Origin of the sequence: Streptomyces sp. NBC_00457, from assembly GCF_036014015.1 — a bacterium.
In the GTDB taxonomy this organism is placed as follows: domain Bacteria; phylum Actinomycetota; class Actinomycetes; order Streptomycetales; family Streptomycetaceae; genus Streptomyces.
Window position 1 is genome coordinate 5,605,602 of sequence record NZ_CP107905.1, and the last position, 24,726, is coordinate 5,630,327.

Consider the following 24,726-nt stretch of genomic DNA (forward strand, 5'->3'; position numbering starts at 1 on the left):
ACCGCCCCACCCTGTCCACGCTGACCGCGGTACGTGTCCGTAACTTGACACTGGCGAATGTGACAGTTGTTGGAGGCTGCGTCAATAGGCCTGTGCGGGCCTGTGGACAACGCCGCCCATGTGGAAAAGACGGCGGCGTTGTTCGACCTCAGGGTGACCCTTAGGGCCCCGTAATACTCGAGAGGGAGGCCAAGACGGCTCTCCGGTCTGACGACCGGAGTGGTTCGCGTCACTACCGTCTTACACGTGACTGTGATCGCGACCGAAAGCCTGAGCAAGCGGTTCCCCCGGGTGACCGCGCTTGACCGGCTCTCCGTGGACGTCGGGCCCGGTGTGACCGGACTCGTCGGAGCCAATGGAGCCGGCAAGTCCACACTGATCAAGATCCTGCTGGGTCTGTCCCCCGCCACCGAAGGCCGTGCCGAAGTGCTCGGACTCGACGTCGCCACCAAGGGCGCCGCGATCCGCGAGCGAGTCGGCTACATGCCGGAACACGACTGTCTGCCGCCGGACGTCTCGGCCACCGAGTTCGTCGTCCACATGGCACGCATGTCCGGCCTCCCGCCTGCCGCCGCGCGCGAGCGCACCGCGGACACCCTGCGCCATGTCGGTCTGTACGAGGAGCGCTACCGCCCCATCGGCGGCTACTCGACCGGCATGAAGCAGCGCGTGAAGCTGGCCCAGGCCCTGGTGCACGACCCGCAACTGGTCTTCCTGGACGAGCCGACCAACGGCCTCGACCCGGTCGGCCGCGACGAGATGCTCGGCCTGATCCGCCGGATCTACACCGACTTCGGCATCTCCGTCCTGGTCACCTCGCACCTGCTGGGCGAACTGGAGCGCACCTGCGACCACGTCGTCGTGGTCGACGGCGGCAAGCTCCTGCGCTCCAGCTCCACCACGGACTTCACCCAGACCACGACGACGCTCGCCGTCGAGGTCACCGACACCGACGCACACCCGGACGGCACCCGCGCGCTGCGCGAGGCGCTGCACGCGCGCGGGGTGGAGCTCCTCGACTCGGCGAGCGGCCTGCCGGGCGCCGGTCACATCCTGCTGCTCACCGCGCAGGGCGAGGAGACCTACGACCTCGTCCGCGACGTGGTGGCCGACCTCGGCCTCGGCCTGATCCGCATGGAACAGCGCAGGCACCACATCTCCGAGGTCTTCACGGACGAGGCCTCAAAGGACACCGACGCACAGCGGAAGGAGGCCGTCGGCCATGGCAGTTGAGCACCCCGTAGCGGCACCCCCGGGCGACCAGACCCGCATCCACAACATCGGCTACCGCAACTACGACGGCCCCCGCCTCGGCCGCTCCTACGCCACCCGCTCGCTGTACTCGCAGTCCCTGCGCGGCTCCTACGGCCTCGGCCGCTCGGTGAAGTCCAAGGTGCTGCCGATGCTGCTGTTCGTGGTGATGTGCGTACCCGCGGCCATCATGGTCGCCGTCGCGGTCGCCACCAAGGCGAACGACCTGCCCGTCGACTACACCCGCTACGCGATCATCATGCAGGCCGTCATCAGCCTGTACGTCGCCTCGCAGGCACCCCAGTCCGTCTCCCGCGACCTGCGCTTCAAGACCGTACCGCTGTACTTCTCACGGCCCATCGAAACCGCCGACTACGTCCGCGCCAAGTACGCGGCGCTCGCCTCGGCCCTGTTCATCCTCACCGCCGCCCCGCTGATCGTGCTCTATGTGGGCGCGCTGCTGGCGAAACTCGACTTCGCCGACCAGACCAAGGGATTCGGCCAGGGACTCGTCGCCGTGGCTCTGCTCTCACTGCTCTTCGCCGGCATCGGCCTCGTCATCGCCTCGGTCACCCCGCGCCGCGGCTTCGGCATCGCCGCCGTGATCGCCGTCCTGACCATCTCCTACGGCGCCGTCTCCACGCTCCAGGCCATCGCCGACGCACAGGGCACGACCGACGCCATCGCCTGGATCGGCCTGTTCTCGCCGATCACGCTCATCGACGGAGTGCAGTCGGCGTTCCTCGGAGCCTCATCGGCCTTCCCAGGTGCCGTCGGCCCGTCCAACGGCGAGGGCGTGGTCTACGTCCTCGTCACCGTGGGCCTGATCGCCGCCTGCTACGGCCTCCTGATGCGCCGCTACCGAAAGGTCGGACTGTGACCACGCTCTCCATCGACCACGTCTCCCGCTGGTTCGGCAACGTGGTCGCCGTCAACGACATCACCATGACGATCGGCCCCGGCGTCACCGGCCTCCTCGGCCCCAACGGCGCCGGAAAGTCCACCCTCATCAACATGATGGCCGGCTTCCTGGCCCCCTCGACGGGCACCGTCACCCTCGACGGCCAGCCGACCTGGCGCAACGAGCAGATCTACAAGCAGATCGGCATCGTCCCCGAACGCGAGGCGATGTACGACTTCCTCACCGGCCGCGAATTCGTCGTCGCCAACGCCGAATTGCACGGCCTCGGCGCCAAGGCCGCCCAGAAGGCCCTGGCCACCGTCGAGATGGAGTACGCGCAGGACCGCAAGATCTCCACGTACTCCAAGGGCATGCGGCAGCGCGTGAAGATGGCCAGCGCCCTGGTCCACAACCCCTCGCTCCTGCTCCTCGACGAACCCTTCAACGGCATGGACCCGCGTCAGCGCATGCAGCTGATGGACCTGCTGCGGAAAATGGGCGACGAGGGCCGAACGGTCCTGTTCTCGTCCCACATCCTCGAAGAGGTCGAGCAACTCGCCCGCCACATCGAGGTCGTCGTCGCCGGACGGCACGCGGCCAGCGGCGACTTCCGCAAGATCCGCCGCCTGATGACCGACCGCCCGCACCGCTACCTGGTGCGCTCCAGCGACGACCGCGCGCTCGCGGCCGCGCTGATCTCCGACTCGTCGACGTCCGGCATCGAAGTCGACCTGGCGGAAGGCGCGTTGCGCATCCAGGCCGTCGACTTCGGCCGCTTCACCGCGCTGCTGCCCAAGGTCGCCCGCGACCACGGCATCCGGCTGCTGACGGTCTCGCCGTCCGACGAGTCCCTCGAGTCCGTGTTCTCGTATCTGGTCGCGGCGTAGGAGGCCGAAAGATGTACGACCCCACAGTCGCCCGACTCACCTACCGGGCCCTGCTCGGCCGGCGCCGGGCCCTCATCCTGGGCGCCCTGCCCCTACTGCTCATCGCGATCTCCGTGATCGTGCGCGCCCTGGTCGGCACGGACGATCAGACCGCGGCGGATCTGCTGGGCGGCCTCGCGCTCGCCACCATGGTGCCGATCATCGGCGTCATCGCCGGCACCGGAGCGATCGGCCCGGAGATCGATGACGGCTCCGTGGTCTATCTGCTGTCCAAGCCGGTGAAACGCCCCACGATCATCTTCACCAAGCTGATCGTCGCGATCGCCGTGACCATGGTGTTCTCGGCGGTGCCGACCCTGATCGCCGGCTTCATCCTCAACGGCAACGGCCAGCAGATCGCCGTCGCCTACACGGTCGCCGCACTGGTCGCCTCCATCGCGTACGCCGCGCTCTTCCTTCTGCTGGGCACGGTGTCCCGGCACGCGGTGGTCTTCGGACTCGTCTACGCCCTGGTCTGGGAGGCTCTGTTCGGCTCCCTGGTCTCCGGCGCGCGCACGCTCAGCGTCCAGCAGTGGGCGCTGGCCGTCGCCCACAAGGTCGCCGGCGGAGACATGGTGACCTCGGACGTCGGACTGACGACGGCCACGGTGCTGCTGGTCGTGGTGACGATCCTCGCCACCTGGTACGCCGGGCAGAAGCTGCGGTCGCTGACGCTGGCGGGCGAGGAGTAGCCGCCCCGCTCATTGAGAGGGACGTATCGACAGGGGCGTACCGACAGGGACGTATCGACAGGGATTTTTGACGGGGACTTCACCCCTGTCGGGACACACTGGGCACAACGGGGACGCACGGTTGGGAGGCACCGGGGATGGCAGGAGAGTCGACGCAGGGCGGCGGACAGCCGGAGTCGGGGGACACCTGGGACGAGTTGGTCCTGGACGACGACTTCATACGCTCCGCCGAGACCTCCGAGCCGTCCGCCCGAGCCCGGATGCTCGCCGCCCGGTGGCGCAAGGAGAAGCCCGAGCCCCAGCCATGGCGGTCCGACGAGCCGCCCGCGGGGTGGTTCTTCAGCAAGTCCCGTCGGCGCAGGCGGCGGCGACGGTAGCGGTCCCACGGCCGCCCCTAATTCAGTGGCGCCCAACTCGTCGTACAGGCACAGTGGTTATGTCCACGACGCCGGGCGGTGAGTTCGGCGCCACGTTCTGGGAGAGGAGCTGCGCGATGTCCATGCACGACAGTACGCACAGCTCCCGACAGGGCAGCCCGCGGCGAGTTCCGGTGTAGTTACCCCACCGTCGAACCCGCTCCGCACGGGGAGCTGCCCGGGGCGGCCGCTTCGAGCACGCGACGTCGCTCTCGCGTGGGCCGCCCTCCCGGAGGATTGGCCGAGTGGTAAGGCACTGGCTTGCTAAGCCATGGTCGGGCCTGAAAAGCCCGCGCACGTTCGATCCGTGCATCCTCCGCGAGACGTTGCCACTGTGACTTGGCCGATGTGCAGGGCTCGGGGTACGTCGAGAGGCGCCCGGCGCTGCAGGCCGTGCCCACCCGTTCCGCCCTGCGGAACGACTGCCCACGGCGGTCAGCTAACCGAGTAGGCGCTCCACGACCACCGCGATCCCGTCCTCCTCGTTGGACGCGGTCACCTCATCGGCCACGGCCTTCAGCTCCTCATGCGCGTTGGCCATCGCCACCCCGTACGACGCCCAGCCGAACATCGGCACGTCATTCGGCATGTCGCCGAAGGCGATCGTCTCCGCGGCCTTCACACCCAGCCGGCGCGCGGCGAGCGACAGCCCCGTCGCCTTCGACAATCCCAGCGGCAGCAACTCGACGATGCCCTCGCCGGCCATGGCGACGGTGACGAAACCACCGGCCGCCTGCCGTGAGGCTTCCGCGAGGTCGTCGTCCGACAGCTCAGGGTGCTGGATGTAGATCTTGTTCAGCGGCGCCGTCCACAGATCCGACGCGTCCGTGAACGGGATCGACGGCAGCGCCCCCGTGACCGCGTAGCCCGGACCGACCAGGACATCGCCGTCCAGCCCGTCCCGGCTCGCCGCCAGATACAGCGGCCCGACCTCCGCCTCGATCTTCGCCAGGGCCACCCCGGCCAGCTGCCGGTCCAGCGTCACCGACGTCAGCAGACGGTGCTGCCCGGCGTCGTACACCTGCGCGCCCTGGCCGCAGACCGCGAGGCCCTCGTAGCCGAGGTCGTCGAGAATGTGCCGCGTCCACGGGACGGCGCGGCCGGTCACCACGATGTGCGCGGCACCGGCCTCCGTGGCCGCGGCGAGCGCCTCACGGGTGCGCCGGGAGACCGACTCGTCGGACCGCAGGAGCGTGCCGTCGAGGTCGGTCGCGATGAGCCGATACGGGAAACCGGCGCTCACTTGGCCACCGGCTCCAGGACCTCTCGGCCGCCGAGGTAGGGACGCAGCACCTCGGGCACGTGGACCGAGCCGTCGGCCTGCTGGTGGTTCTCCAGGATCGCCACGATCGTGCGCGGTACGGCGCACAGCGTGCCGTTCAACGTCGCCAGCGGCTTGACCTGCTTGCCGTCGCGGAAACGGATCGACAGACGGCGGGACTGGAACTCGGTGCAGTCCGAGGTCGACGTCAGCTCGCGGTACTTGCCCTGGGTCGGGATCCACGCCTCGCAGTCGAACTTGCGGGCGGCCGAGGAGCCCAGATCACCGGTCGCGACGTCGATGACGCGGAACGGCAGCTCCAGCGACGTCAGCCACTGCTTCTCCCACTCCAGCAGGCGCTGGTGCTCGGCCTGCGAGTCCTCCGGGGCGACGTACGAGAACATCTCGACCTTGTCGAACTGGTGGACCCGGAAGATGCCCCGCGTGTCCTTGCCGTGCGAACCGGCCTCGCGGCGGAAGCAGGGCGAGAAGCCCGCGTAGCGCAGCGGGAGGCGGTCGGCGTCGATGATCTCGTCCATGTGGTACGCGGCGAGGGGGACCTCGGAGGTGCCGACCAGGTAGAGGTCGTCGTTGGCGAGGTGGTAGACGTCCTGGGCGGCCTGACCGAGGAAGCCGGTGCCGGCCATCGACTGCGGGCGGACCAGCGCCGGGGTCAGCATCGGCGTGAATCCGGCGGCCGTGGCCTGCGCGATCGCCGCGTTGACCAGCGCCAGTTCCAGGAGCGCGCCCACACCCGTCAGGAAGTAGAAGCGCGAGCCGGAGACCTTCGCGCCGCGCTCGACGTCGATCGCGCCGAGCAGCTGGCCGAGCTCCAGGTGGTCCTTGGGTTCGAAGCCCTCGGCGCCGAAGTCACGGATCGTGCCGTGCGTCTCCAGCTCGACGAAGTCCTCCTCGCCGCCCACGGGGACGTCGGGGTGGACGAGGTTGCCCAGCCGGAGCAGCAGCTCCTGGGTTTCGGCGGCGGCGGCGTCGCGCTCGGCGTCGGCCGTCTTGACGTCGGCGGCGAGCTGGCTCGCCTTCTTCAGCAGCTCGGCCTTCTCGTCCCCCGAGGCCTTGGGGATCAGCTTGCCGAGCGCCTTCTGCTCGGCGCGCAGCTCGTCGTAGCGGACGCCGGACGACCTGCGCCGCTCGTCGGCAGACAGGAGGGAGTCGACGAGCGCGACGTCCTCTCCACGGGCGCGCTGCGACGCACGCACACGGTCGGGGTCCTCACGGAGCAGGCGAAGGTCAATCACGCGGCCAAGGCTACCGGTGCGGACTGACGGCACACGACTCACTATTCCGAGCGGTGTCCGAACCGATCCTTACGTTGCGTTATGAGTGAATTGCCCCCTGTGTCAATAAAAGCCGCCCCACTCCCTGGAACGGGTCACCGGTCAGGCGCCTGGTTGACTCGATTTCCTTGTGGGGAACGGGACTTGGGGGACCTGTTGTCCACAGGGCTCCACCGCCCCGAAAAGTTATCCACAGGCTGTGCGAAAGATCTGTGGATGTCGCAAGTGATCATTCCGAATCGTCTCCGCCGAACGAAGGCTGACCGAAGAATTCCCAAGCCAAACCATCCCCAGGCTCACTTTCGGGTGGAAATGGGTCGCCCCAAAGGATTGACCCAAGGAAACGAGTGGACGAAGGGTGACCGCAGGGGCTGTGGACGAACTTGCCCGCTGTACGGGGATTTGTCGACTGAGTCGCGCTCCGTTGTCGACTTGTCCCCAGGTCGAGATGACAGCCTGTGGATAACTCCTGTGGATAACGTAAATCAGCAGGTAGGACCGGCCGAAACCAGCCCGCAACCCACACGTCACGTGCCGTCTGCCTGCCCGGAACCAAGGCGCAGCCGAGCGGAACCATGGCGCAGCCGCCCGGAACCGAGCCTCAGCCGAACCGAATCCGATGCCCAGCCGCCCGCAACGCCGGCTCAGAACCGCCCGTCCTGGCAGCGCGCCACCCACTCCGACGCCGACACGAACTCCTCGTCCGAGGTCCCCGTCAGCGGAGCCCGTACATCCCCGGGCTGCACATCGGCGCGCGGATACGAGCCGAGGAAGCGCACCTGGAGGCAGATCCGCTTGAGCCCCATCAGGGCCTCGGCGACCCTGCGGTCCGAGATATGGCCCTCGGCGTCGATGCAGAAGCAGTAGTTGCCGATGCCGGCGCCGGTGGGCCGGGACTGGAGCAGCATCAGGTTGATGCCCCGGGTGCCGAACTCGCCCAGCAGATCGCGCAGCCCGCCGGGGTGGTCGTCGCGCTGCCACAGCACGACGGACGTCTTGTCCGCGCCGGTCGGCGCCGCGGGCCGGGCGGGCCTGCCCACCAGCACGAACCGGGTCTGGGCGTTCTCGGCGTCGTGGATCCCGGTCTCCAGGGCCTCGAGGCCGTACCGGGCGGCGGCGAACTCGCCGGCGAAGGCGGCGTCGTACTGGCCCTCCTGGACCAGACGTGCGGCGTCCGCGTTCGAGGCGGCCGACTCCCAGTGCGCGTCGGGGAGGTTGTTCTTCAGCCAGTTCCGGACCTGCGGCTGGGCCGCCGGATGCGCGGAGACCGTCTTGATGTCCGACAGCTTCGTGCCCGGCCGGACCAGAAGGGCGAAGGTGATGGACAGCAGCACCTCGCGGTAGATCATCAGCGGGGCGCCCGCGACCAGTTCGTCGAGCGTGGTCGTGATGCCGCCCTCGACGGAGTTCTCGATCGGTACGAACGCGGCCTCGGCCTCACCGCCGCGGACCGCGTCGAGCGCGGACTGCACGGACACGTAGGGGATCAGTTCCCGGGTGGCCGTCTCGGGAAGGGTGCGCAGGGCGACTTCGGTGAAGGTGCCTTCAGGGCCGAGATACGCATAGCTGGCTGGCATGACCTCACCCTAATGGGCCCCCGGTGACACGGCCCACGCATCCCACCGGAGCCCCACGGGCAAGCCACTTTCACCCCTCCAGCAACCGCTGCCCCACGTACTCCCCCTCCGCGGCCCCGCCCGGCACCGCGAACAGCCCGCTCGCCTCGTGCCGGATGAACTTCGACAGCGCGTCACCCCGGTCCAGCTTCCGCTGCACGGTCACGAAGCCGCGCAGCGGATCGGCCTGCCAGCAGACGAACAGCAGCCCCGCGTCCGGCACGCCGTCCGTGTCGAAACCGTCGTGGTACGAGAAGGGCCGCCGCAGCATCGCGGCCCCGCCGTTCTGGTCGGGCCGGGTGATACGCGCATGGGCATTGATCGGGACGACGAGATTCCCTTGCGCGTCCGTCTTCTCCAGGTCCATCTCGGTCGTCTCGCCGCCCCCGGACAGCGGCGCCCCGTCGGACTTGCGGCGCCCGATGACGTCCTCCTGGGCCTTGATGGAGAGCTGCTCCCAGTCGTCGAGGAGCATGCGGATGCGTCGTACGACGGCGTAGGAGCCGTTGGCCATCCACTCCGGGTCCTTCGACGGGGACGCCGGCACGAAGATCCGCCGGTCGAAGTCGGACTCGCTCGGCTTGGGGTTGCGGGTGCCGTCGATCTGGCCCATGAGGTTGCGTGCCGTCATGGGGTGGGCGGTGGCGCCGGGCGAGCGGTTGAAGCCGTTCATCTGCCAGCGGATGCGGGCCGCGCTGCCCGCGTCCTTCTGGATGGCGCGCAGCGCGTGGAAGGCGACCAGGGCGTCGTCGGCGCCGATCTGGACCCACAGGTCGCCGTTGCTGCGGTTCTTGTCGAGGTGGTCGGAGGAGAAGTCGGGCAGCGGGTCGAGGGAGACCGGCCGCTGTTTCTCCAGGCCGGTACGGGCGAAGAAGCTGTGCCCGAAGCCGAAGGTGACCGTCAGCGAGGACGGCCCGGCGTCCCGCGCCACATCCGTGTCGTCCTGCTTCGCCGCCTCCCCCGCCATCAGCCGCCGGGCCGTCTCCGACCAGCGCCGCAGCAGCGCGGCGGCTTCCTTGCGTCCCGCGCCCGCCGTCAGGTCGAAGGCGACCAGGTGCCCGCGAGCCTGCAGCCCCTCGGTGATGCCGGGCTGATGTTTCCCGTGAAACATCGCCTGCCCGTCGCCGAGCGAGGTCAGCGGCGTGGCCTCCGAGGGCGCCGCCGTGTACCCCACGGCACCGCCCGCCGCGCCGAGGACGAGCCCGGTGGCACCGGCGGTGCCGAGGAGCTTCCGCCGCGAAATGCCCTCGTGCGCGACGGGAACCGCGTCAGGGGCGTCAGGCGTACGGGCCCCAGGGATGGACGTGTGCTCAGCCATGTTGGTCGTTCAGCCGATCTGCGCGTTCTTGTCGACGGTCACTTGGTCGATGTCGGAGGTCCGTACGGTCACGGCGATGTTCCACTCGCCGGCCATGGGGATCTGCACTCCGGTCGCCGTCCAGTGGCCGGTGGTGATGTGGTCGGGGGTGACGGGCAGGGGCCCGAGGTCCTTGGCCTCGAGGGTGAAGGCGACCTTCACCTCGGGGATGTCGAAGGCCCGGCCGTTGGGCCGCTGCACGTAGACGTGCATCTCGTTGCCCCCCACGCGCGCGGGGTCCAGGTCGATCCGTACGAGGCCCTTGCCGTCCTCGCCGCCCGTGTCGAACGGCATGTCCAGGGTCAGCGCCCCGGACGCCGAGTCCGAGGCGGAAGCGGCGGACGAGGACGCGGCCTTGGCGTCCTCCTCGGTGCGTCCCGGCTCGGTCTGCGTCAGCACGGTGGTGACGGCGAGCAGGACGACGGCGACGCCTGCCTCCGCGAGCACGGAGCGCCGTAGCCCGAACCGGTTCGGATCGGCGTCCCGTGACCGCTTCTGCCGCGCCGCGTCCATCGCGGCCTGCTGCCGGGCGAGCTGCGCGGCCCGCTCCGAGTCGCCGTCGGCCTGCTTCGAGCCGGTGCCGGTCTGCTTCGAGCCGGTGCCGGCCCGGGCGCCGGCAGGCTCCTTCGCTACGACCTCGGCCGCCGCGGGCACGGTCTCCGCCAGCCGGGCCGTCCACCGTCGGGAGAGGTACGCGACGCCGACGAGCAGCACCACGAGTCCGATCTTGACGAGCAGCAGCTGGCCGTACGTCGTGTCGGCGAACGCCGACCAGGAGCCGAGCTGGCGCCAGGACTGGTAGATCCCGGTGGCGACCAGCGCGACGACGCTGCTGAAGGCGACGGTCGAGAAGCGGCGTACGGCGGTGGAGTCGAGCGGGTTGTCCGCGGGCGCCCGGTACAGCGCGAGGAGCAGTGCGGTGAGTCCGCCGAGCCAGGCGGCGACGGCGAGCAGGTGGAGGACGTCGACCGGCATCGCGATCCCGGCCTGGATGCCGACGGAGGCGTGCTCGGACATCGCCCAGCTCGCCGCGAGCCCGGCGGCCACGACGACCCCGCCGACCGCGAGCCCGAAGGTCAGGTCCCGCTTCTCCTCCTCTTCTTCCCGCTTGTCGTAAGCCCCGAAGAGCACCGCGATGAACAGCGCCGCCGCGGCGAGCAGCAGGAGCCGGGAGACGAGGGCCGCGCCCGTCTTGGTCTGGAGGACCTGCCCGAGCAGGTCCAGGTCGAAGATGTCGCCGACTTTCCCGCTGCTGGTGTAGGCGCCGCGCAGGAGGAGCAGCCCGAGGGTGGCCGCGGTGAGCGTGATCCATCCGGAGACGACGAGCCGTTGCAGAGCGCGGACTCCGGAGCCGCGCTGCCAGCAGGCCAGGACGAAGGCGGCGCCGCCGACCAGCACGATGAAACCGGCGTACGACATGTACCGCCCGAACCCGTACAGCCAGCCGACGACCCCGCCGCCCACGGTCTCGTCGGCCACCGAGACGGAGGTGGCGGAGGGGGCGCCGATGGAGAAGGTGTAGGCGCCGGCGACGGGATGGCTGTCCGCGGAGACGACCTGGTAGGAGACGGTGTACGTGCCGTCGGGCAGGCCGCTGTGCAGCTTCACGGTGTATGTCGTGCCGCTCACGTTGGACGGGGCGCCGCTGGTGACCTGCTTGCCCTTGGGATCGAGCACGCGCAGCGAGTCGTCGGACATCGAGACCTGCTCGGTGAAGGTCAGCGATATCTGGGCCGGGGCCTTGTCGACCACCGCCCCCTGCTGGGGGTCGCTGCCGCTCAGCGCGGCATGCGCGGAGGCCTGTCCGGCCCCGGTGAGGAGCAGCCCGGTCGCGGCCAGGAGCAGCAGCACCAGGGTCCGGACGCGGGGGGCGATGGTCTGTGTCACAGGTGGGTCCCTCCCTCAGTGCCCGGTCTTGGGGTTGTACGTCGCCGGCTTCACCGGCATCTCAACCGTGATCGGGCCGGACTCGGCGAAGTGCAGTTCCACGGAGACCGTCTCGCCTTGCTTCGGCTTCCGCTTCAGCTTCTCGAACATCAGGTGGTTTCCGCCGCTCTTGAACACGAGTTGACCGTGTGCGGGTACGTCGAGGGAGGCGACCTCCCGCATCGCCGAACCGGCGGTCTCGTGGACGGTGACCGTGCCGGCGTCGCTGGTGGCGGAGGTCAGCTCGTCCTTGGTGCCGCCCTTGTTGGCGATGGTGAGGAAGCCCGCCGCCATGGAGTCCGAGACCGGCTGGGGCATGTAGGCGGCGCGGACGGACAGTTCGGGTTCGCTGTCCGCGGAGGCCGAGCCGCCGCAGCCGGCCAGGGCCAGTGTGCTCACCAGGGCCGTGCTGGTCAGGGCGATCCGCTTCACGGGTTCTCACCCTTGATGAGCTTGGGGAGGTCGGCGGTGTAGTCGTCGACGGTGGCGTCCTCGCCGTAGAGGACGTAGCCCCCGTCGGTCTTCGGGGAGAAGGCGATGACCTGGGTGCCGTGCGTGGAGACGATCTTGCCCTTCTCCTTGTGCGGCGGCTCGATGGAGATGCCCAGGGTGCGGGCGCCGGCCTGGATGGTGGCGAAGTCGCCGGTCAGGCCGACCACCTGCGTGTCGATGCCCTTGAGCCACTTGCCGAGCGCCTTCGCGGTGTCCCGGTCGGGGTCGGTGGTGACGAACACGACCCGCAGCTCGTCCTGTTCGGCCTTGGGCAGCTGCTTCTTGGCGACGGCGATGTTGTTCATCGTCAGCGGGCAGACGTCGGGGCAGTTGGTGTAGCCGAAGTAGAGCAGGGTCGGGTGGCCCTTGGTCTCCTTGCGGAAGTCGTACGGCTTGCCGCCGGTGTCGGTGAGGACGAGGTCCGGCTTCTCGAACGGCTGGTCGAGGACGGTGGCTGCCTTGTCGGAGCCGGCCTCCTCGGAGACCACGGCGACGGGCGAGTCGTCGCCGTCGCTGCTGCCGCAGGCGGAGAGGGTCAGGGTGGCGGCGGCGAGCAGCGCGGCCGCCGCGAACGTCTTCTTGCGCATAGAGAAATGTCCCAGATGTGTGAACTCCGGCGCGCGCCGGGGGCGTACAGAGGCCTATGAGATGCGCTGTACGCGCTCCCGGCGCGCACCGCGGGTTGCGGGCTCAGGCGTTGTCGGTGCGTCGGCGGCCGGCGAGCACGCCGTAGGCCACGCCCACCGCGCCGATGACGATGCCGACGATGCCGAGCACGCGGGCGGTGGTGTCGCTGCTGTCGGTCTCGGCGTCGGCGGTGGTGGTCGCGGCGGCCGCCGAGGCGTCGTCGGCGGGCTCCTCGCTCGCCCCCGAGCCGTGGTGGCCCTCCTCGGCGGCGGACAGGGTGAGCACCGGAGCCGGGTTCTCGGGCTCCTCCTGGCCCTCCTGCTGCTCCTCGATCCAGCGGACGACGTCGCCGTTGGAGTAGGTCTGGAGCGCCTTGAAGGTGAGGTCGTCGGTGTCCTCGGGCAGTGCGCCGATAGAGACCGGGAACTTCTGGAAGAAGCCGGGCTTGATGCCGTCGCCGGTGGCGGTCCAGGTGACCTTGGTGATCGCCTGGGTGAGCTTCTCGCCGTGCGACTCGACGGGCTTGTCCAGCGTGGACTTGGTGGTCTTGATGCTCCACCCCTCGACCGGTTCCGGCATCACGGAGGCCAGCGGGTGGTCCGTCGGGAAGCTGACCTCGAGCTTGGTCGTCGAGGCGTCGTCCTGCTCGTTGGGGACCTTGAAGTCGACGACGGCGTAACCGCCCTTGGCGGCGGTCCCTTCGGGCTGCACGGTGACGTGCGCGAACGCGGGGGAGGACAGGACGACGACGGCCGAGGCGGCGACGGCGCCGGCGGCGGCGAGACGAGAGGCCTTCATACGGGCACTCCACTTCGAGTGAGATATCGCGGATTCCGGTGGTGAAGAGGGGTACACGCGCGCGTGGGTGCCGTTCGGCACGAGAACCGGCACGCGCGTGTGCCGCGCGACGGCGGCCTCTTACGGATCCGTAACTCAGAGCGTCGACTCAGTACGTCGTGAAGGGGCGGGCGCGCGTCGCGTCAGGCGGCGAGAACGAGCGGGGCGACCGGCGGACCGCGTCTGATCACCGTGTGCTGGAGTGCGGTGGTGCGGGGCCGCGGCGGCGCGAGCGGCACGGTGAGCGTCGGACGCGGACCGGCTTCCGGCGCGGCGGGCAGCCCGGCGCACAGGGCACGCGCCAGCGCGAGCGCCCCGCGCAGGGATCGTACGAGCGCCCCTTCGGCAACCCCATGCGCCGACAGTTCCACGAGCCGCAGCAGCGCCAGGTCCCCCCGGCGCAGCAGCCACCCGGCGGCGATCGCTGCGAGGGCATGGCCGAGCAGCATCGGCAGGGACGGCAACAGGGCTGACCCCGAGTCCGCGGACACGGGGGGCGACGCATGGTGGGTGTGCGTACCCGACGAGGCCGGGCTGATCCGTGCGTCGGTGAGGATCCGGTGCGCCTGTGCGGGGCTGATCGCCGCCGCGGCGGACCCGCACAGCAGCCGGGCGGCCTGCGCGACCAGCGTGGCATCACTTGCGGCGCCCGTCGTCGAGCCGGCCGAGGCCGTCGCGGCGTGCTGTCCGAGCCCGAACACCGAGTGCAGGACCACCTGCCCGACCGCGAGCAGTCCCGCGATCCCCGGCAGCGAGCGCGCCCGCCCGGCGAGCGGCGCCGCCACCCCGAAGACCCCCAGGAATCCCGCGCCCAGCGTCCACAGCGGCACCGTGGCGCAGGAGGCGAGGGCGTGCCCGGCAGCGGCCAGCACGACGCAGACCGCGGCGAACACCGCGGCCCGCAGCACCCGGAGATCCCGTCCGGAGCGCACCCAGCGCTGGTGGGGGGCAGTCATGGCGGGCCAATCATCGCACTGGCCCGACGGGTCCCATACGGCAGGTCCGCAAGATGGCCTACGACCGGAAGCTCACCTTCTGGTGTGTCTCGCCCATAGATGCCCACCCCACATACACCGATCGATGCCCCCGGCGCATCGGCCGTATGGGCGGCATCACGTCAACGATGCGCTTACGCCCGGGCGCTTGCGGCAATACGTAACGGTATGTCGAGCCGCGGGCCGGGAGGCTGGAGCATGAGCATCTGGTGGTCACTCCATCTGCGGCGCGAGGCTGCGAGCGTTCCCCTCGCCCGGCGGCTGCTGCTCGGCACGATGGAGAGCGCGGGCGTCGACCCCGACATCTCCTACGACCTCTCCGTCGCCCTCACCGAGGCCTGCGCGAACGCCGTGGAGCACGGCGGCGACACCGGGCACGGCGGCTCGGCGGAGGCCTTCCGCGTCACCGCGTACCTCGACGGCGAGAAGTGCCGTATCGAAGTGGCCGACTCAGGACCGGGTTTCACCGGCCGGCAGAGCCTGCGTCCCTCCCACAGCGAAGCCGAACACGGCCGCGGCCTGTACCTCATCAGGGAACTCGCCGACCACGTCCAGATCGGCAACAAACCGGGACGTGGCGGCGCGGTGGTCAGCTTCGACAAGATCCTCAAGTGGCGGACTGACGCCCCTCTGGTGGCGGTGTGACGCCTGCGGCGGTCAGCCGCCGATGAGGGGAGCCGAGAAGCGGCAGCTCACGGGCTGGGCATGGGCGGGGTCGAGGGCGTTGCCGACGAGTTGCAGGGCGTTGGAGTCGTAGGCGATCGACACGTGTTCGGAGCGGTCCTGGGGACAGACCTCTTGGAGAAGGATGTTGCGTACGGTCGCGCCCGGCCCCGCCTTGAGGAACTGGTGGTGGTACGGCGTGACGACCTCGTCGTATCGCGTGGTGATCACCGTGTAGTCGACGCCCTGCTGTGTGTCGCCGTCCCGGTCGAGCGTGGTGTGCACCTGGGACCCGACCATCTGGTCCGCGTACGCCTGCCCCGCGACGAGGGACACCGTCTGATTGAGACCGAGTTCGGTGGTGAGGGTGCCCAGACCGGACGCGGTGGCGCCGTGGTTGGACGGGGCCAGGCCGATGAGCCGGCGGACCTTGTTGTGCGCCGGGTCCGCCGGGTTCGTACCGCCCTCGAACCGCAGGTACCAGCGGGGCAGCACGCCGCCGCCCTGCGAGTGGCCGACCAGGTCGACCTGCTTGGCGCCGGTGGTCTCCAGCACCCGGTCGACGTAGCGGGCGATCTCGCGGGCGGAGTCGGGGATGTGGCGTGTGGCCTTGAATGGAACGCCCGGTTCCCCGCCGTAGTTCGGCGCGAAGACGCAGTATCCGGCGTTCTTCAGCCAGGTGGACAGCGTGATCCAGTTCAGGTTGGCGTTCGACCAGGTGGCGTGCAGCAGGACGACAGGGCGGGGGTGAGCGGCGGTCGGCCGGCACTGCCAGTCGTTCGCCCCTGGTGGTGAGGCATCCGGCTGGAGGGTTCCGCGGATCAGGGCCTCGGGGCCCGAGACGGTCGGCCCCGCGGGCGGTTTCGGGGTGTCGGCGGCGACCGACGTAGCCGGGGAGCCGAGTAGCAGGGCCGTGATCGCGCCGAGGGCTGCCAGCCAAGTCATCAGACGGGAGCGCGGGGCGGGCCGGACGGTGCTATGTGACATTTACTGCTCCTAGTCAGAGTCCTGGTCACACGCAGACGCCCAAGATCATCAAGGAGCGGTCGTCAGACCCATGGCCGACCCGCACCGCACCCACCCCCGTTGGAGCAGCGCTTTTCATACGTGCGGCTCTGCCCAGCCCCGTCACCTCGGTCTTCAGGGTCCATAGGGTGGGCGGATGGAGATCGGAACCGAAGAGCTGCCGGGCGGGGTGACACTCCGGCTCACCGCGCCGTCCGACGCGTCCGCGCTCTGTGCGGCCTACGTCGAGAACCGGGACTTCCTCGCCCCCTGGGAGCCGCGCCGCCCTGAGAGCTTCTTTACCGTCGAGGGACAGGCCGAACGCCTCGACGCACGGATGCGGGAGTTCACCGAGGGCCGACTCGTGCCCTGGGTGCTGGTATCCGGCGCCCGGATCGTCGGGACGATCACGCTGACCGGCATCACCCTGGGGCCCTTCTGCAGCGCCTACCTCGGCTACTGGGTCGCCGCCGACCACCAGAAACGGGGCCTGGCGACCGCCGCCGTACAGCACGTGTGCCGCATCGCCCGCGACCGCGTCGGACTGCACCGGATCGAGGCCACCACCCTGCTGCACAACACGGGGTCCCAACGCGTGCTGGAGAAGTGCGGGTTCGAGCCGATCGGCACCGCCCCGCGCTACCTCCACGTCGACGGCCAGTGGCGCGACCACCGGATGTTCCAGCGGATCCTGCACGACGAGGACCCGCGGCTGTGAGGCTTCAGGCTCCTCGGCATTCACAGCCGGAGCACAGCGCTGCCCCATCTCCCTGACGGACGGCGTCCATAGATTCCCGGCCATGACGGGAAACCACAGGAACACCACGATCACCCGGCGCCGCGCCCTCGCGGTGACCGGTGGCACGGTCGCGGCGGGCGGCCTCGCCGTCGCCGGCTACCAGACGGCCTTCGCCGACGAGACGACGACCGCCGAAGCGACCGCGACCGCCTCGGCGAGCGCCACCAGCGGCAGCGCCTGCATGACGCTGATGTCGAGCGTCACGGAAGGCCCCTATTACCTCGACGGTGCCCTGGTACGGAAGGACATCACCGAGGGCAAGAGCGGCGTCCCGCTGACCCTGCGCCTCACCGTCGTCGACGCCACCGACGGCTGCACCCCGGTCCCCGGCGCGGCCGTGGAGATCTGGCACTGCGACGCCTGGGGCTACTACTCCGGCTATACCACCGCCAACCCCGGCGGCTCGGCCCCCGCCGAGAGCGAGGACGGCTCGACGGCCGACGACAAGACTTATCTGCGCGGCTACCAGATCGCCAATGCCAACGGGGTCGTCAAGTTTGAGACGATCTTCCCGGGCTGGTACACCCCGCGCACCTGCCACATCCACGTGAAGGTGCACACCGGCGGCGAGAAGGAGGACGGCACCTATGAGGGCGGCAAGGTCAACTACACCGGCCAGTTCTTCTTCGACGACGACATCGCCCAGGAGATCTTCACCCTGGAGCCCTACGCCCAGCACTCCGGCAGCTACACCACCCTCGACAACGACATGGTGTACGACGGCGGCGGCGCGTCCAGCGGCCTGCTCACCCTCAAACCGGTCAGGAAGGCCGACCCCTCCAAGGGCTACAAGGGCTTCCTCACCCTCGGCGTAGACCCGGACGCCGAGAACACCGGCGCGGGCAGCGGCGGAAGCGGCGAGGGCGGTACGCCGCCCACGGGCACCCCGCCGAGCGACGCCCCGTCGGCTTCGGCGTCCACGGCCTTGTAGGTACGACGATGACGAGCCGCGAGGACGAGATGCTGGCGCAGGCCGCCGTGACCGCGCTGACCGGACAGCTGGCGCTCGCTCCCAAGCCCGGCCTGCCCGACCCGCGTGACCTGGGCGCCCGCTCCACGCGCCAGGACCACCGTGCCCTGCGCTGGTCGGCGAAGGCGCTGGCGCCCGGCCTCGCGGCGATGGCCGCGGCGGCCCGCCGCACCGGCGAGCCCACGCCCGGCCTCCGTGCCGAACTGGGCGCGATCGGGCGCTGCACCGAGCACTCGGTGGGCCTCGCGGGCGGCGGCCACCGCGGTGCCCTGTGGGCGCTCGGCCTGCTGGTAGCGGCGGCCGCCCTGGACCCCCGGGCCGGCGCGCGCGACGTGGCCGCGACCGCCAAGCGCATCGCCGCCCATCCCGACAAGCGCGCCCCGCGCAGGCCCTCCCGGGGCTCCTCGGTGTCCGCCAAATACGGCGCCGCGGGCGCCCGTGGCGAGGCCCGCGCCGGATTCCCGCACGTACGGCGGGCGTTGGACACGCTCACCACGGCCCGCTCGGCCGGCGCCGCGGAGGGCGAAGCCCAGCTCGACGCCCTGCTCACCGTGATGTCCACCCTCCAGGACACCGAACTGCTGTACACGGCGGGCCCACTGGGACTGCGCCATGTCCAGGCCGGCGCCCGCGGTGTCCTGGAGGCGGGCGGTACGGCGACGGAGGCGGGCCGCGAAGCCCTGACCGCCCTCGACGCCGACCTGCACGCGCGCGCGTGGAGCCCACGGGGGAGTGCGGGGCTGCTGGCGGGCGCGCTGTTCCTGGACTCGCTGCCGGTCAGCGCACGCGTACCGGCAGCGGCCTGACGTCACGTTGCATCCGGCCGGCGGCCACCCGGGCCGCCGGTCCCATCGCATACGACGCCGCCAGCGTCGCCGCGCCCAGCAGCAGCCAGCCCGCCGTCCCCCACCCCACGAGCAGCGTCGTCAGGACGAGCGGACCGGCGGTGCGGGCGACGGTCACGCCGGTGCCGAAGAAGCCTTGGTACTCACCGACCCGGTCGGCCGGCGCGAGGTCGAACGACAGCTGCCAGGACCCCGCCGACTGCCCCATCTCGGCGACGACCTGCAGTACCGCGCCGATCACCAGGACAGTCACGGCCACCCACGACGAAACGCCCGCCGACAGCGCGAACACCGCACACGCGGCCAGCATCACCCAGCCCGACCACCGCACCGCGCGCGTGGCCGTCGCGAGCCCCGTGATCCCGCGCGCCGTCCGTACCTGAAGGGCCATCACCGCCCCGGTGTTGAGCACGAACAGCACTGCCACCAGCCAGGCCGGAGCATCCGTCCGCTCAGTGATCCACAGCGGTATCCCGAGGCTGAGCAAGGGCATCCGCAGCAGCAGGACGGTGTTGAGCAGCGTGACGACGGCATACGGCCGGTCACGCAGGACACCGAGCCGCTCGGCACGCTCCACGCGCGCGTGGGCGACGGCCGGCAGCCTCAGCAGCAGCCCCGCACACACCACGAAGCTCGCCGCGTCCAACGCGAACACCCCGAGGTACGCCGTCCTGGTCCCGGCCTGCAGCGCGAGCCCGCCAAGACCGGCGCCCACCGCCAGACCGGCGTTGAGCGTCGCCTGCAGATGCGCCAGCAGCCCGGTCCGCTCCCCGGCGGACACCAGCCCGGCCAGCAGCGCCTGCCGGGCCGCCGCGAGCCCGGACTGCGCGGTGGCGTACGCACACGCCGCGACAACGAACGGCACAAAGCCCCGTACGACAAGGAACGACGCCACCGCGAGCCCCGTCGCCAACGCCAGCAGCACGGCCGTACCGCGCGGCCCACGCCGGTCCGCGAGCCGCCCCAGCGGTACGCCCGCCAGCGACCCCACGCCCCACGCGAGGGTGAGCCCGAGTCCCACGCGCGCGGGGTCGAGGCCGACGACATGGGTGAAGTACAGGGCGGACGTCACGTAGAAGGCGCCGTCGCCGACCGAGTTGGTCAGCTGAGCCAGGGCCAGGACACGCTGCGGGCCTGCGGGTGGGACGAGGGAGTTCGGCATGCCGACGACACTAGAAACGCACTGGACCCCTCAGAAGGCCCAATCAACCGCCCCTTCAGTGGCCCAATCTCAGCGGTCCAGCACCTTCCCCAACACCTCCAACGCCTCCGGATACACCCGCTCCCGAGGCGTCCCGTACCCCACGACCAGTCCCTGCGGCCGCCCATCGCCGGATGCGTGCCAGTGCTCGCCCAGATGACCGACAGCGAGCCCCGCGGCCTCCGCCCGCTCCAGGGCCGCCGCCTCGTCCTCGACCTCCACCAGCGCGTGCAACCCGGCCGCGATCCCCCGCACGTGCCGCCGCGCCCCCAGCCGTTCCACGAGCCGGTCCCGGCGCCGCCGGTACCGCAACCGGCACGCGCGCACATGACGGTCGTACGCATGGCTGTCGATCAGCTCGGCGAGCGCCAACTGGCCGATGGACTCGGTGTGATGGTCGCTGTGCAGCTTGGTGTCGGCCACCGCGTCGACCAGGTCCGGCGGCAACACCATCCAGCCGAGCCGCAGCGCGGGCCCCAGCGTCTTGGAGGCGGTGCCCAGATAGACCACCTGCGCCGGTGCCATCCCTTGAAGGGCACCGACGGGCTGCCGGTCGTAACGGAACTCCCCGTCGTAGTCGTCCTCGACGATCAGCCCACCACGCGCGCGTGCCCAGTCGGTGAGCGCCCGCCGCCGCTCGGGACGCAGCGTGACACCCGTCGGATACTGATGCGCCGGCGTGACGACCACGGCGGCCGCATCCCCGAACCCCTCGACGCAGGCTCCCCCTTCATCGACCGGGACGGGCACCACGCGCCCGCCGCCACGCCGCACCACCTCCCGGTGAAAGGGCAGCCCGGGATCCTCCATCCCGAAGGTGCCGCCCTCCAGCACACGCGTCAGCAGCGAGAGTCCCTGCACATACCCGGAGGTGATCACGATCCGCTCCGGCGGCGCGATGACCCCCCGCGCGCGTCCCAGGTATCCCGACAGCGCGGTCCGCAGTTCGATACGCCCCCGCGGATCCCCGTAGTCGTACGCCGCGGAGGGCGCCATGGCGATGGCCCGCCGCAGCGCGCGCAGCCAGGCGGCAGCCGGAAACGCCCCCACGTCCGGACTCCCCGGCCGCAGATCGAACATGGGCGCACGCGCGCGTGCGGCGGCCTCCGGCGGCTCGGTGGTGGCGGAGGGCAGCGGCGCGACCTGCGTACCGGCACCTTGCCGAGCGGTGAGATACCCCTCGGCGACGAGCTGGTCGTAAGCGGCTTTCACGGTCCCCCGGAAACCCCCAACTCAGCCGCGAGCCGCCGAGTAGCGGGCAACCGGGCCCCGGGAGCAAGCCGCCCATCCCGAACGGCGTCGCGCAGGGCACGTTCAAGTCCCGCGCGACGCCCTTCAGCAGAGTCGGCCTCTATGTGCAGGTCCACACCCACGCCGCCAGGGGCGCGGGGAACTGCGCGATCAACCACCGACGACCCGCAGTCGGGAGATCAGCCGTTGTCCCCCTTGAGACCCGCCATCCACACCTCAACCTCATCAGACCGCCGAGGAAGCCCACCCGACAGATTCCGGTTCCCACTCTCCGTCACCAGAATGTCGTCCTCGATCCGCACACCGATCCCCCGGTACTCCTCCGGCACCGTCAGATCGTCGGCCTGGAAGTACAGCCCCGGCTCAACGGTCAGACACATCCCCGGCTCCAACGTCCCGTCGACATACGTCTCGGTCCGCGCAACCGCACAGTCATGCACGTCCAGCCCGAGCATGTGCCCCGTGCCATGCAGCGTCCACCGTCGCTGCAGCCCCAGCTCCAGCACCCGCTCCACGGGCCCCTCGACGAGCCCCCACTCGACCAGCTTCTCGGTCAGCACCCGCTGCGCGGCGTCATGGAAGTCCCGGTACTTCGCACCCGGCTTCACCGCCGCGATCCCGGCCTCCTGAGCCTCGTACACGGCGTCGTAGATCTTCTTCTGGATCTCGCTGAACCGCCCGTTGATCGGCAGTGTCCGCGTGACGTCGGCGGTGTACAGGGTGTGCGTCTCGACGCCCGCGTCCAGCAGCAGCAGCTCACCGGAGCGCACGGGTCCGTCATTGCGCACCCAGTGCAGCGTGCAGGCGTGCGGTCCGGCCGCGCAGATGGAGCCGTAGCCGATGTCGTTGCCCTCGATGCGCGCGCGGAGGAAGAACGTGCCCTCGATGTACCGCTCGGAGGTCGCCTCGGCCTTGTCGAGGACCCTCACCACGTCCTCGAAGCCACGCACGGTCGAGTCGACGGCCTTCTGCAGCTCGCCGATCTCGAACGCGTCCTTGACCAGCCGCGCCTCGGACAGGAAGACCCGCAGCTCCTCGTCCCGCTCGGCGGTGACCTTGTCGGTGAGCGCGGCCTCGATGCCGGCGTCGTAGCCCCGTACGACCCGGACCGGACCCGTGGCCTCCGCGAGCGCGTCCGCCAGCCCGCGTACGTCCGCGGCCGGGATGCCGTACAGCTTCTCCGCCTCGCTCAGCGAGTGCCGGCGGCCGACCCACAGCTCGCCCTGGCCGGAGAGCCAGAACTCGCCGTTCTCGCGGTCGGAGCGCGGCAGGAGGTAGAGCGTCGCCTTGTGACCGTCGCCGGCCGGCTCCAGGACGAGCACCCCGTCTTCTGTCTGGTTGCCGGTGAGGTACGCGTACTCGACCGACGCGCGGAAGGGGTACTCCGTGTCGTTCGAGCGGGTCTTCAGGTTGCCCGCGGGGATCACCAGCCGCTCGCCCGGGAAACGCGCCGACAGGGCGGCACGCCGCGCGGCGGTCTCGGCGGCCTGGGCGATCGGCTCCAGGTCGCGCAGCTCCGTGTCGGCCCAGCCGGACTTCATGTTCTCGGCCAACTCGTCGGACACGCCCGGGTACAGGCCGTTCTTCCGCTTCTTGATCGGCTTCTCGGTCTCGTCCGGGGTCTCCGGTGTGAGCTCGTCGGCCACGGTCATCCTCCTAGATACGGCACTGGACCCCGTCCATCGTACGGTCGCGAGGAAGGGGGCCCAGGGCCGGAAGACCTGTTACCGGCTGCTACTCGAAGCGAGCGGCCAGTAGTACGACGTCCTCCGCGGAGTCCGTTTCGTCCCGCCCGTCCGGCAGTACGGTCCGCAGGATGTGGTCGGCGATCGCGTCCGGGTCCCGGCGCAGGCTCCGGGGTACGCCGGCCGCCGCGGCGTGCAGCCGGGCGAAGGAGCGGTCGGTGGGGTCGCCGGTGCGGTGCAGCAGCCCGTCGGTGTACAGCAGCACCGTCTCCCCGGCTCCCACCTCCAGTTCCACGCTGGGCGCCTCCCAACAGGCGAGCATCCCCAGCGGCGCGGACACGGACGTCTCCACGAACTCCGTGCGCCGCTCACCGATCAGCAGCGGCGGGGTGTGTCCCGCGCCGGCCAGCGTGATCTTGCGCAGCGCCGGCTCGCAGTAGGCGAACAGCGCGGTGGCGGACCGGGCCGGTTCGGTCAGCCTCAGGAGCAGCTCCAGGTCGGACAGGACGGCGACGGGGTCCTCGCCCTCCATCACGGCGTACGCCCGCAGGGACGCCCGCAGCCGCCCCATCGCGGCGACGGCGCTGGGTCCGGAGCCGGTCACCGAGCCCACGGCCAGGCCGAGCGCGGCGTCCGGCAGCGGCAGCGCGTCGTACCAGTCGCCGCCCCCGCGCGGGCCGGTGCGGTGCCGGACGGCGAGCTGCATGCCGGCCACCCGCGGCAGCCGTGAGGGGAGCAGCTCCTCGGCCATCGTCGCCATGCACGCGCGCGTGCGCTCGACTTCGAGCAGCCGGGCCAGGTGCTCGGTGGCGTAACGGACGTACAGACCGACGAGGTGGCGCTGACGTTCGACCGGCTCGGCGGGCTCGTCGTAGAGCCATACGGCGGCACCGAGGCGGCCGGCGGCGGGCGTGGACAGGGGGAGCGTGTAGCTGGCGGCGTAGCCGAGGCGCGCGGCGACCTCGCGGTGTCGGGGGTCGAGGCCGTCCTCGGCGAACAGATCGGGCTGGACGATGCCGTCCTCGGCGCCGGGCAGGCCGTCGAGGATCCGGCCGAAGGGCATCGCACCGCGCGGCACGGTCTCGATGTGGCCGAGATCGGCTCGCGCCAGGCCGAGGCCGATGGTCGTGTCCGGTCCCAGCCCGTCGCCGGGCTCCAGCGCGACGAGACCGCGCCGGGCGCCCACGAGGGCGGCTCCGGCGCGCAGCACTTCCTGGAGGGCGTCCGCCAGTGCGGCTGTGCGGGCCAGGCGTTCGGTGAGTTCGTGGAGGGTCGTGAGGTCCGAGACCCAGCCGGCCAGGCGGTCCGTGAGGAGTGCGCCGGGCGCGTTCGGGGCGGGGACGGCTGGGCCGGCTGTGTTTTCGGAGGCCGCGGGCGCGGGCGCGACAGTGTGTGCGGGCGAGGGAACCGTTGAATCGATTCCAGCCACTTTCGGAGCGTGAGGGGCGTTCATGGTGTCCGGCTTTCCGACCGGTGCGTATTGCTCGATAGCATCGCAAACCCCCATGTCATTCTGCGCCGCTAGCAGTGTCTCCACATGTACACGCACTCGTGAGGGGATGTCCAGCATTGTCCTGCTGGGATTCCTGGTGTCCGTGGGATTTCAGTAGACCTCTTGCGTAAAAGCGAAGTTGGCTCAAAACTGCCTCGGGTAACAGCCTATTGCGGTCGACTGGCCTTGCTCCACGGAGCGTCACAGCGGTCGTGATGGGTAC

The 24,726-nt window shown here is 70.5% G+C and carries 22 protein-coding genes, 1 tRNA gene and 1 pseudogene; 10 read left to right on the plus strand and 14 right to left on the minus strand.

The annotated features are described in order from the left end of the window. The first annotated feature begins 252 nt into the window (after nucleotides 1–252). The 6 genes from OG828_RS25465 (at nucleotide 253) to OG828_RS25490 (ending at nucleotide 4,505) form a co-directional block, all read left to right on the plus strand. Nucleotides 253–1,233: an ABC transporter ATP-binding protein gene (locus OG828_RS25465; RefSeq protein ID WP_328442401.1), complete on the plus strand. Its 981-nt coding sequence runs from the start codon at nucleotides 253–255 to the stop codon at nucleotides 1,231–1,233. Beyond that, complete coding sequence (locus OG828_RS25470) at nucleotides 1,223–2,131, plus strand: ABC transporter permease (RefSeq protein WP_328361214.1); 909 nt, start codon at nucleotides 1,223–1,225, stop codon at nucleotides 2,129–2,131. The genes OG828_RS25465 and OG828_RS25470 overlap by 11 nt, the downstream gene beginning before the upstream one ends. Next, on the plus strand, nucleotides 2,128–3,039 hold the full coding sequence (locus tag OG828_RS25475) for an ABC transporter ATP-binding protein (protein WP_328361217.1): 912 nt from the start codon (nucleotides 2,128–2,130) through the stop codon (nucleotides 3,037–3,039). Before OG828_RS25470 ends, OG828_RS25475 begins: the two co-directional genes overlap by 4 nt. A gap of 11 nt (nucleotides 3,040–3,050) precedes the next feature. Then, entirely contained in the window at nucleotides 3,051–3,770 is a 720-nt protein-coding gene (locus OG828_RS25480; protein ID WP_328439748.1) for an ABC transporter permease, read from the plus strand. Nucleotides 3,771–3,907: 137 nt separating this feature from the next. Further along, a complete protein-coding gene (locus OG828_RS25485) occupies nucleotides 3,908–4,147 on the plus strand; it encodes an SGM_3592 family protein (protein WP_210573628.1) in 240 nt (79 codons plus the stop codon). Nucleotides 4,148–4,417: 270 nt separating this feature from the next. Next, nucleotides 4,418–4,505, plus strand: a tRNA-Ser gene (locus tag OG828_RS25490). 120 nt (nucleotides 4,506–4,625) lie between these two features. On the opposite strand, the gene OG828_RS25495 is transcribed toward OG828_RS25490, so the two are convergent. The 9 genes from OG828_RS25495 to OG828_RS25535 form a co-directional block, all read right to left on the minus strand. Further along, entirely contained in the window at nucleotides 4,626–5,429 is an 804-nt protein-coding gene (locus tag OG828_RS25495) for an HAD family hydrolase (protein WP_328439752.1), read from the minus strand. Continuing rightward, on the minus strand, nucleotides 5,426–6,703 hold the full coding sequence (gene serS / locus OG828_RS25500) for a serine--tRNA ligase (RefSeq protein ID WP_328439754.1): 1,278 nt from the start codon (nucleotides 6,701–6,703) through the stop codon (nucleotides 5,426–5,428). The genes OG828_RS25495 and serS overlap by 4 nt, the downstream gene beginning before the upstream one ends. A 683-nt stretch (nucleotides 6,704–7,386) precedes the next feature. Beyond that, nucleotides 7,387–8,319, minus strand: a complete 933-nt coding sequence (pheA, locus tag OG828_RS25505) for a prephenate dehydratase (RefSeq protein ID WP_328361233.1) — start codon at nucleotides 8,317–8,319, stop codon at nucleotides 7,387–7,389. 70 nt (nucleotides 8,320–8,389) lie between these two features. After that, complete coding sequence (gene efeB / locus OG828_RS25510) at nucleotides 8,390–9,676, minus strand: iron uptake transporter deferrochelatase/peroxidase subunit (RefSeq protein ID WP_328502418.1); 1,287 nt, start codon at nucleotides 9,674–9,676, stop codon at nucleotides 8,390–8,392. A gap of 9 nt (nucleotides 9,677–9,685) precedes the next feature. After that, a complete protein-coding gene (locus OG828_RS25515) occupies nucleotides 9,686–11,602 on the minus strand; it encodes a copper resistance CopC/CopD family protein (RefSeq protein ID WP_328439758.1) in 1,917 nt (638 codons plus the stop codon). Nucleotides 11,603–11,617: 15 nt separating this feature from the next. After that, on the minus strand, nucleotides 11,618–12,073 hold the full coding sequence (locus OG828_RS25520) for a copper chaperone PCu(A)C (protein ID WP_328502419.1): 456 nt from the start codon (nucleotides 12,071–12,073) through the stop codon (nucleotides 11,618–11,620). Beyond that, nucleotides 12,070–12,720 (minus strand): SCO family protein, encoded by a 651-nt coding sequence (locus tag OG828_RS25525; protein WP_328361245.1) that lies wholly within the window; start codon nucleotides 12,718–12,720, stop codon nucleotides 12,070–12,072. The genes OG828_RS25520 and OG828_RS25525 overlap by 4 nt, the downstream gene beginning before the upstream one ends. Nucleotides 12,721–12,823: 103 nt before the next feature. Further along, a complete protein-coding gene (locus tag OG828_RS25530) occupies nucleotides 12,824–13,558 on the minus strand; it encodes a YcnI family copper-binding membrane protein (protein WP_328361248.1) in 735 nt (244 codons plus the stop codon). 182 nt (nucleotides 13,559–13,740) lie between these two features. Then, complete coding sequence (locus OG828_RS25535) at nucleotides 13,741–14,553, minus strand: hypothetical protein (RefSeq protein WP_328502420.1); 813 nt, start codon at nucleotides 14,551–14,553, stop codon at nucleotides 13,741–13,743. Nucleotides 14,554–14,790: 237 nt separating this feature from the next. Between OG828_RS25535 and OG828_RS25540 the strand changes: the two genes are divergently transcribed. Next, nucleotides 14,791–15,237: an ATP-binding protein gene (locus tag OG828_RS25540; protein ID WP_328361253.1), complete on the plus strand. Its 447-nt coding sequence runs from the start codon at nucleotides 14,791–14,793 to the stop codon at nucleotides 15,235–15,237. A gap of 12 nt (nucleotides 15,238–15,249) precedes the next feature. Here the strand turns inward: OG828_RS25540 and OG828_RS25545 are convergent, their stop codons facing one another. Further along, the gene (locus OG828_RS25545; RefSeq protein ID WP_328502421.1) at nucleotides 15,250–16,242 is read right to left on the minus strand and encodes an esterase/lipase family protein; all 993 of its coding nucleotides are present in this window, start codon (nucleotides 16,240–16,242) and stop codon (nucleotides 15,250–15,252) included. 175 nt (nucleotides 16,243–16,417) lie between these two features. Here OG828_RS25545 and OG828_RS25550 point away from each other — a divergent pair, with 175 nt between their 5' ends. The 3 genes from OG828_RS25550 to OG828_RS25560 all read left to right on the plus strand — a co-directional run bounded on the left by OG828_RS25550 (nucleotide 16,418) and on the right by OG828_RS25560 (nucleotide 18,835). After that, complete coding sequence (locus tag OG828_RS25550) at nucleotides 16,418–16,978, plus strand: GNAT family N-acetyltransferase (RefSeq protein WP_328502422.1); 561 nt, start codon at nucleotides 16,418–16,420, stop codon at nucleotides 16,976–16,978. An 82-nt stretch (nucleotides 16,979–17,060) separates the two neighbouring features. Further along, nucleotides 17,061–17,990: an intradiol ring-cleavage dioxygenase gene (locus OG828_RS25555; protein ID WP_328502423.1), complete on the plus strand. Its 930-nt coding sequence runs from the start codon at nucleotides 17,061–17,063 to the stop codon at nucleotides 17,988–17,990. Nucleotides 17,991–17,998: 8 nt separating this feature from the next. Further along, complete coding sequence (locus OG828_RS25560) at nucleotides 17,999–18,835, plus strand: triphosphoribosyl-dephospho-CoA synthase (protein ID WP_328502424.1); 837 nt, start codon at nucleotides 17,999–18,001, stop codon at nucleotides 18,833–18,835. On the opposite strand, the gene OG828_RS25565 is transcribed toward OG828_RS25560, so the two are convergent. From OG828_RS25565 to OG828_RS25580, 4 genes and pseudogenes are all read right to left on the minus strand, one after another. Next, complete coding sequence (locus tag OG828_RS25565; protein ID WP_328502425.1) at nucleotides 18,807–20,036, minus strand: MFS transporter; 1,230 nt, start codon at nucleotides 20,034–20,036, stop codon at nucleotides 18,807–18,809. The two genes, OG828_RS25560 and OG828_RS25565, sit on opposite strands and share 29 nt — an antisense overlap. Before the next feature lie 69 nt (nucleotides 20,037–20,105). Then, a pseudogene (gene pdxR, locus OG828_RS25570) lies at nucleotides 20,106–21,484 on the minus strand (MocR-like pyridoxine biosynthesis transcription factor PdxR). A gap of 21 nt (nucleotides 21,485–21,505) precedes the next feature. Continuing rightward, a complete protein-coding gene (locus tag OG828_RS25575; RefSeq protein WP_328502426.1) occupies nucleotides 21,506–22,978 on the minus strand; it encodes an aminopeptidase P family protein in 1,473 nt (490 codons plus the stop codon). 82 nt (nucleotides 22,979–23,060) lie between these two features. Beyond that, nucleotides 23,061–24,581, minus strand: coding sequence for a PP2C family protein-serine/threonine phosphatase (locus OG828_RS25580; RefSeq protein WP_328361277.1), 1,521 nt, complete (start codon nucleotides 24,579–24,581; stop codon nucleotides 23,061–23,063). Nucleotides 24,582–24,726: the final 145 nt, after the last annotated feature.

Bases quoted from the DNA above. Each gene is read 5' to 3' on its own strand.
- OG828_RS25470 (WP_328361214.1), top strand. From the start codon at position 1,223: ATGGCAGTTGAGCACCCCGTAGCGGCACCCCCGGGCGACCAGACCCGC.
- OG828_RS25480 (WP_328439748.1), top strand. From the start codon at position 3,051: ATGTACGACCCCACAGTCGCCCGACTCACCTACCGGGCCCTGCTCGGC.
- OG828_RS25485 (WP_210573628.1), top strand. From the start codon at position 3,908: ATGGCAGGAGAGTCGACGCAGGGCGGCGGACAGCCGGAGTCGGGGGAC.
- pheA (WP_328361233.1), bottom strand. From the start codon at position 8,319: ATGCCAGCCAGCTATGCGTATCTCGGCCCTGAAGGCACCTTCACCGAA.
- efeB (WP_328502418.1), bottom strand. From the start codon at position 9,676: ATGGCTGAGCACACGTCCATCCCTGGGGCCCGTACGCCTGACGCCCCT.
- OG828_RS25525 (WP_328361245.1), bottom strand. From the start codon at position 12,720: ATGCGCAAGAAGACGTTCGCGGCGGCCGCGCTGCTCGCCGCCGCCACC.
- OG828_RS25530 (WP_328361248.1), bottom strand. From the start codon at position 13,558: ATGAAGGCCTCTCGTCTCGCCGCCGCCGGCGCCGTCGCCGCCTCGGCC.
- OG828_RS25535 (WP_328502420.1), bottom strand. From the start codon at position 14,553: ATGACTGCCCCCCACCAGCGCTGGGTGCGCTCCGGACGGGATCTCCGG.
- OG828_RS25540 (WP_328361253.1), top strand. From the start codon at position 14,791: ATGAGCATCTGGTGGTCACTCCATCTGCGGCGCGAGGCTGCGAGCGTT.
- OG828_RS25545 (WP_328502421.1), bottom strand. From the start codon at position 16,242: ATGTCACATAGCACCGTCCGGCCCGCCCCGCGCTCCCGTCTGATGACT.
- OG828_RS25550 (WP_328502422.1), top strand. From the start codon at position 16,418: ATGGAGATCGGAACCGAAGAGCTGCCGGGCGGGGTGACACTCCGGCTC.
- OG828_RS25555 (WP_328502423.1), top strand. From the start codon at position 17,061: ATGACGGGAAACCACAGGAACACCACGATCACCCGGCGCCGCGCCCTC.
- OG828_RS25560 (WP_328502424.1), top strand. From the start codon at position 17,999: ATGACGAGCCGCGAGGACGAGATGCTGGCGCAGGCCGCCGTGACCGCG.
- OG828_RS25565 (WP_328502425.1), bottom strand. From the start codon at position 20,036: ATGCCGAACTCCCTCGTCCCACCCGCAGGCCCGCAGCGTGTCCTGGCC.
- OG828_RS25575 (WP_328502426.1), bottom strand. From the start codon at position 22,978: ATGACCGTGGCCGACGAGCTCACACCGGAGACCCCGGACGAGACCGAG.
- OG828_RS25580 (WP_328361277.1), bottom strand. From the start codon at position 24,581: ATGCTGGACATCCCCTCACGAGTGCGTGTACATGTGGAGACACTGCTA.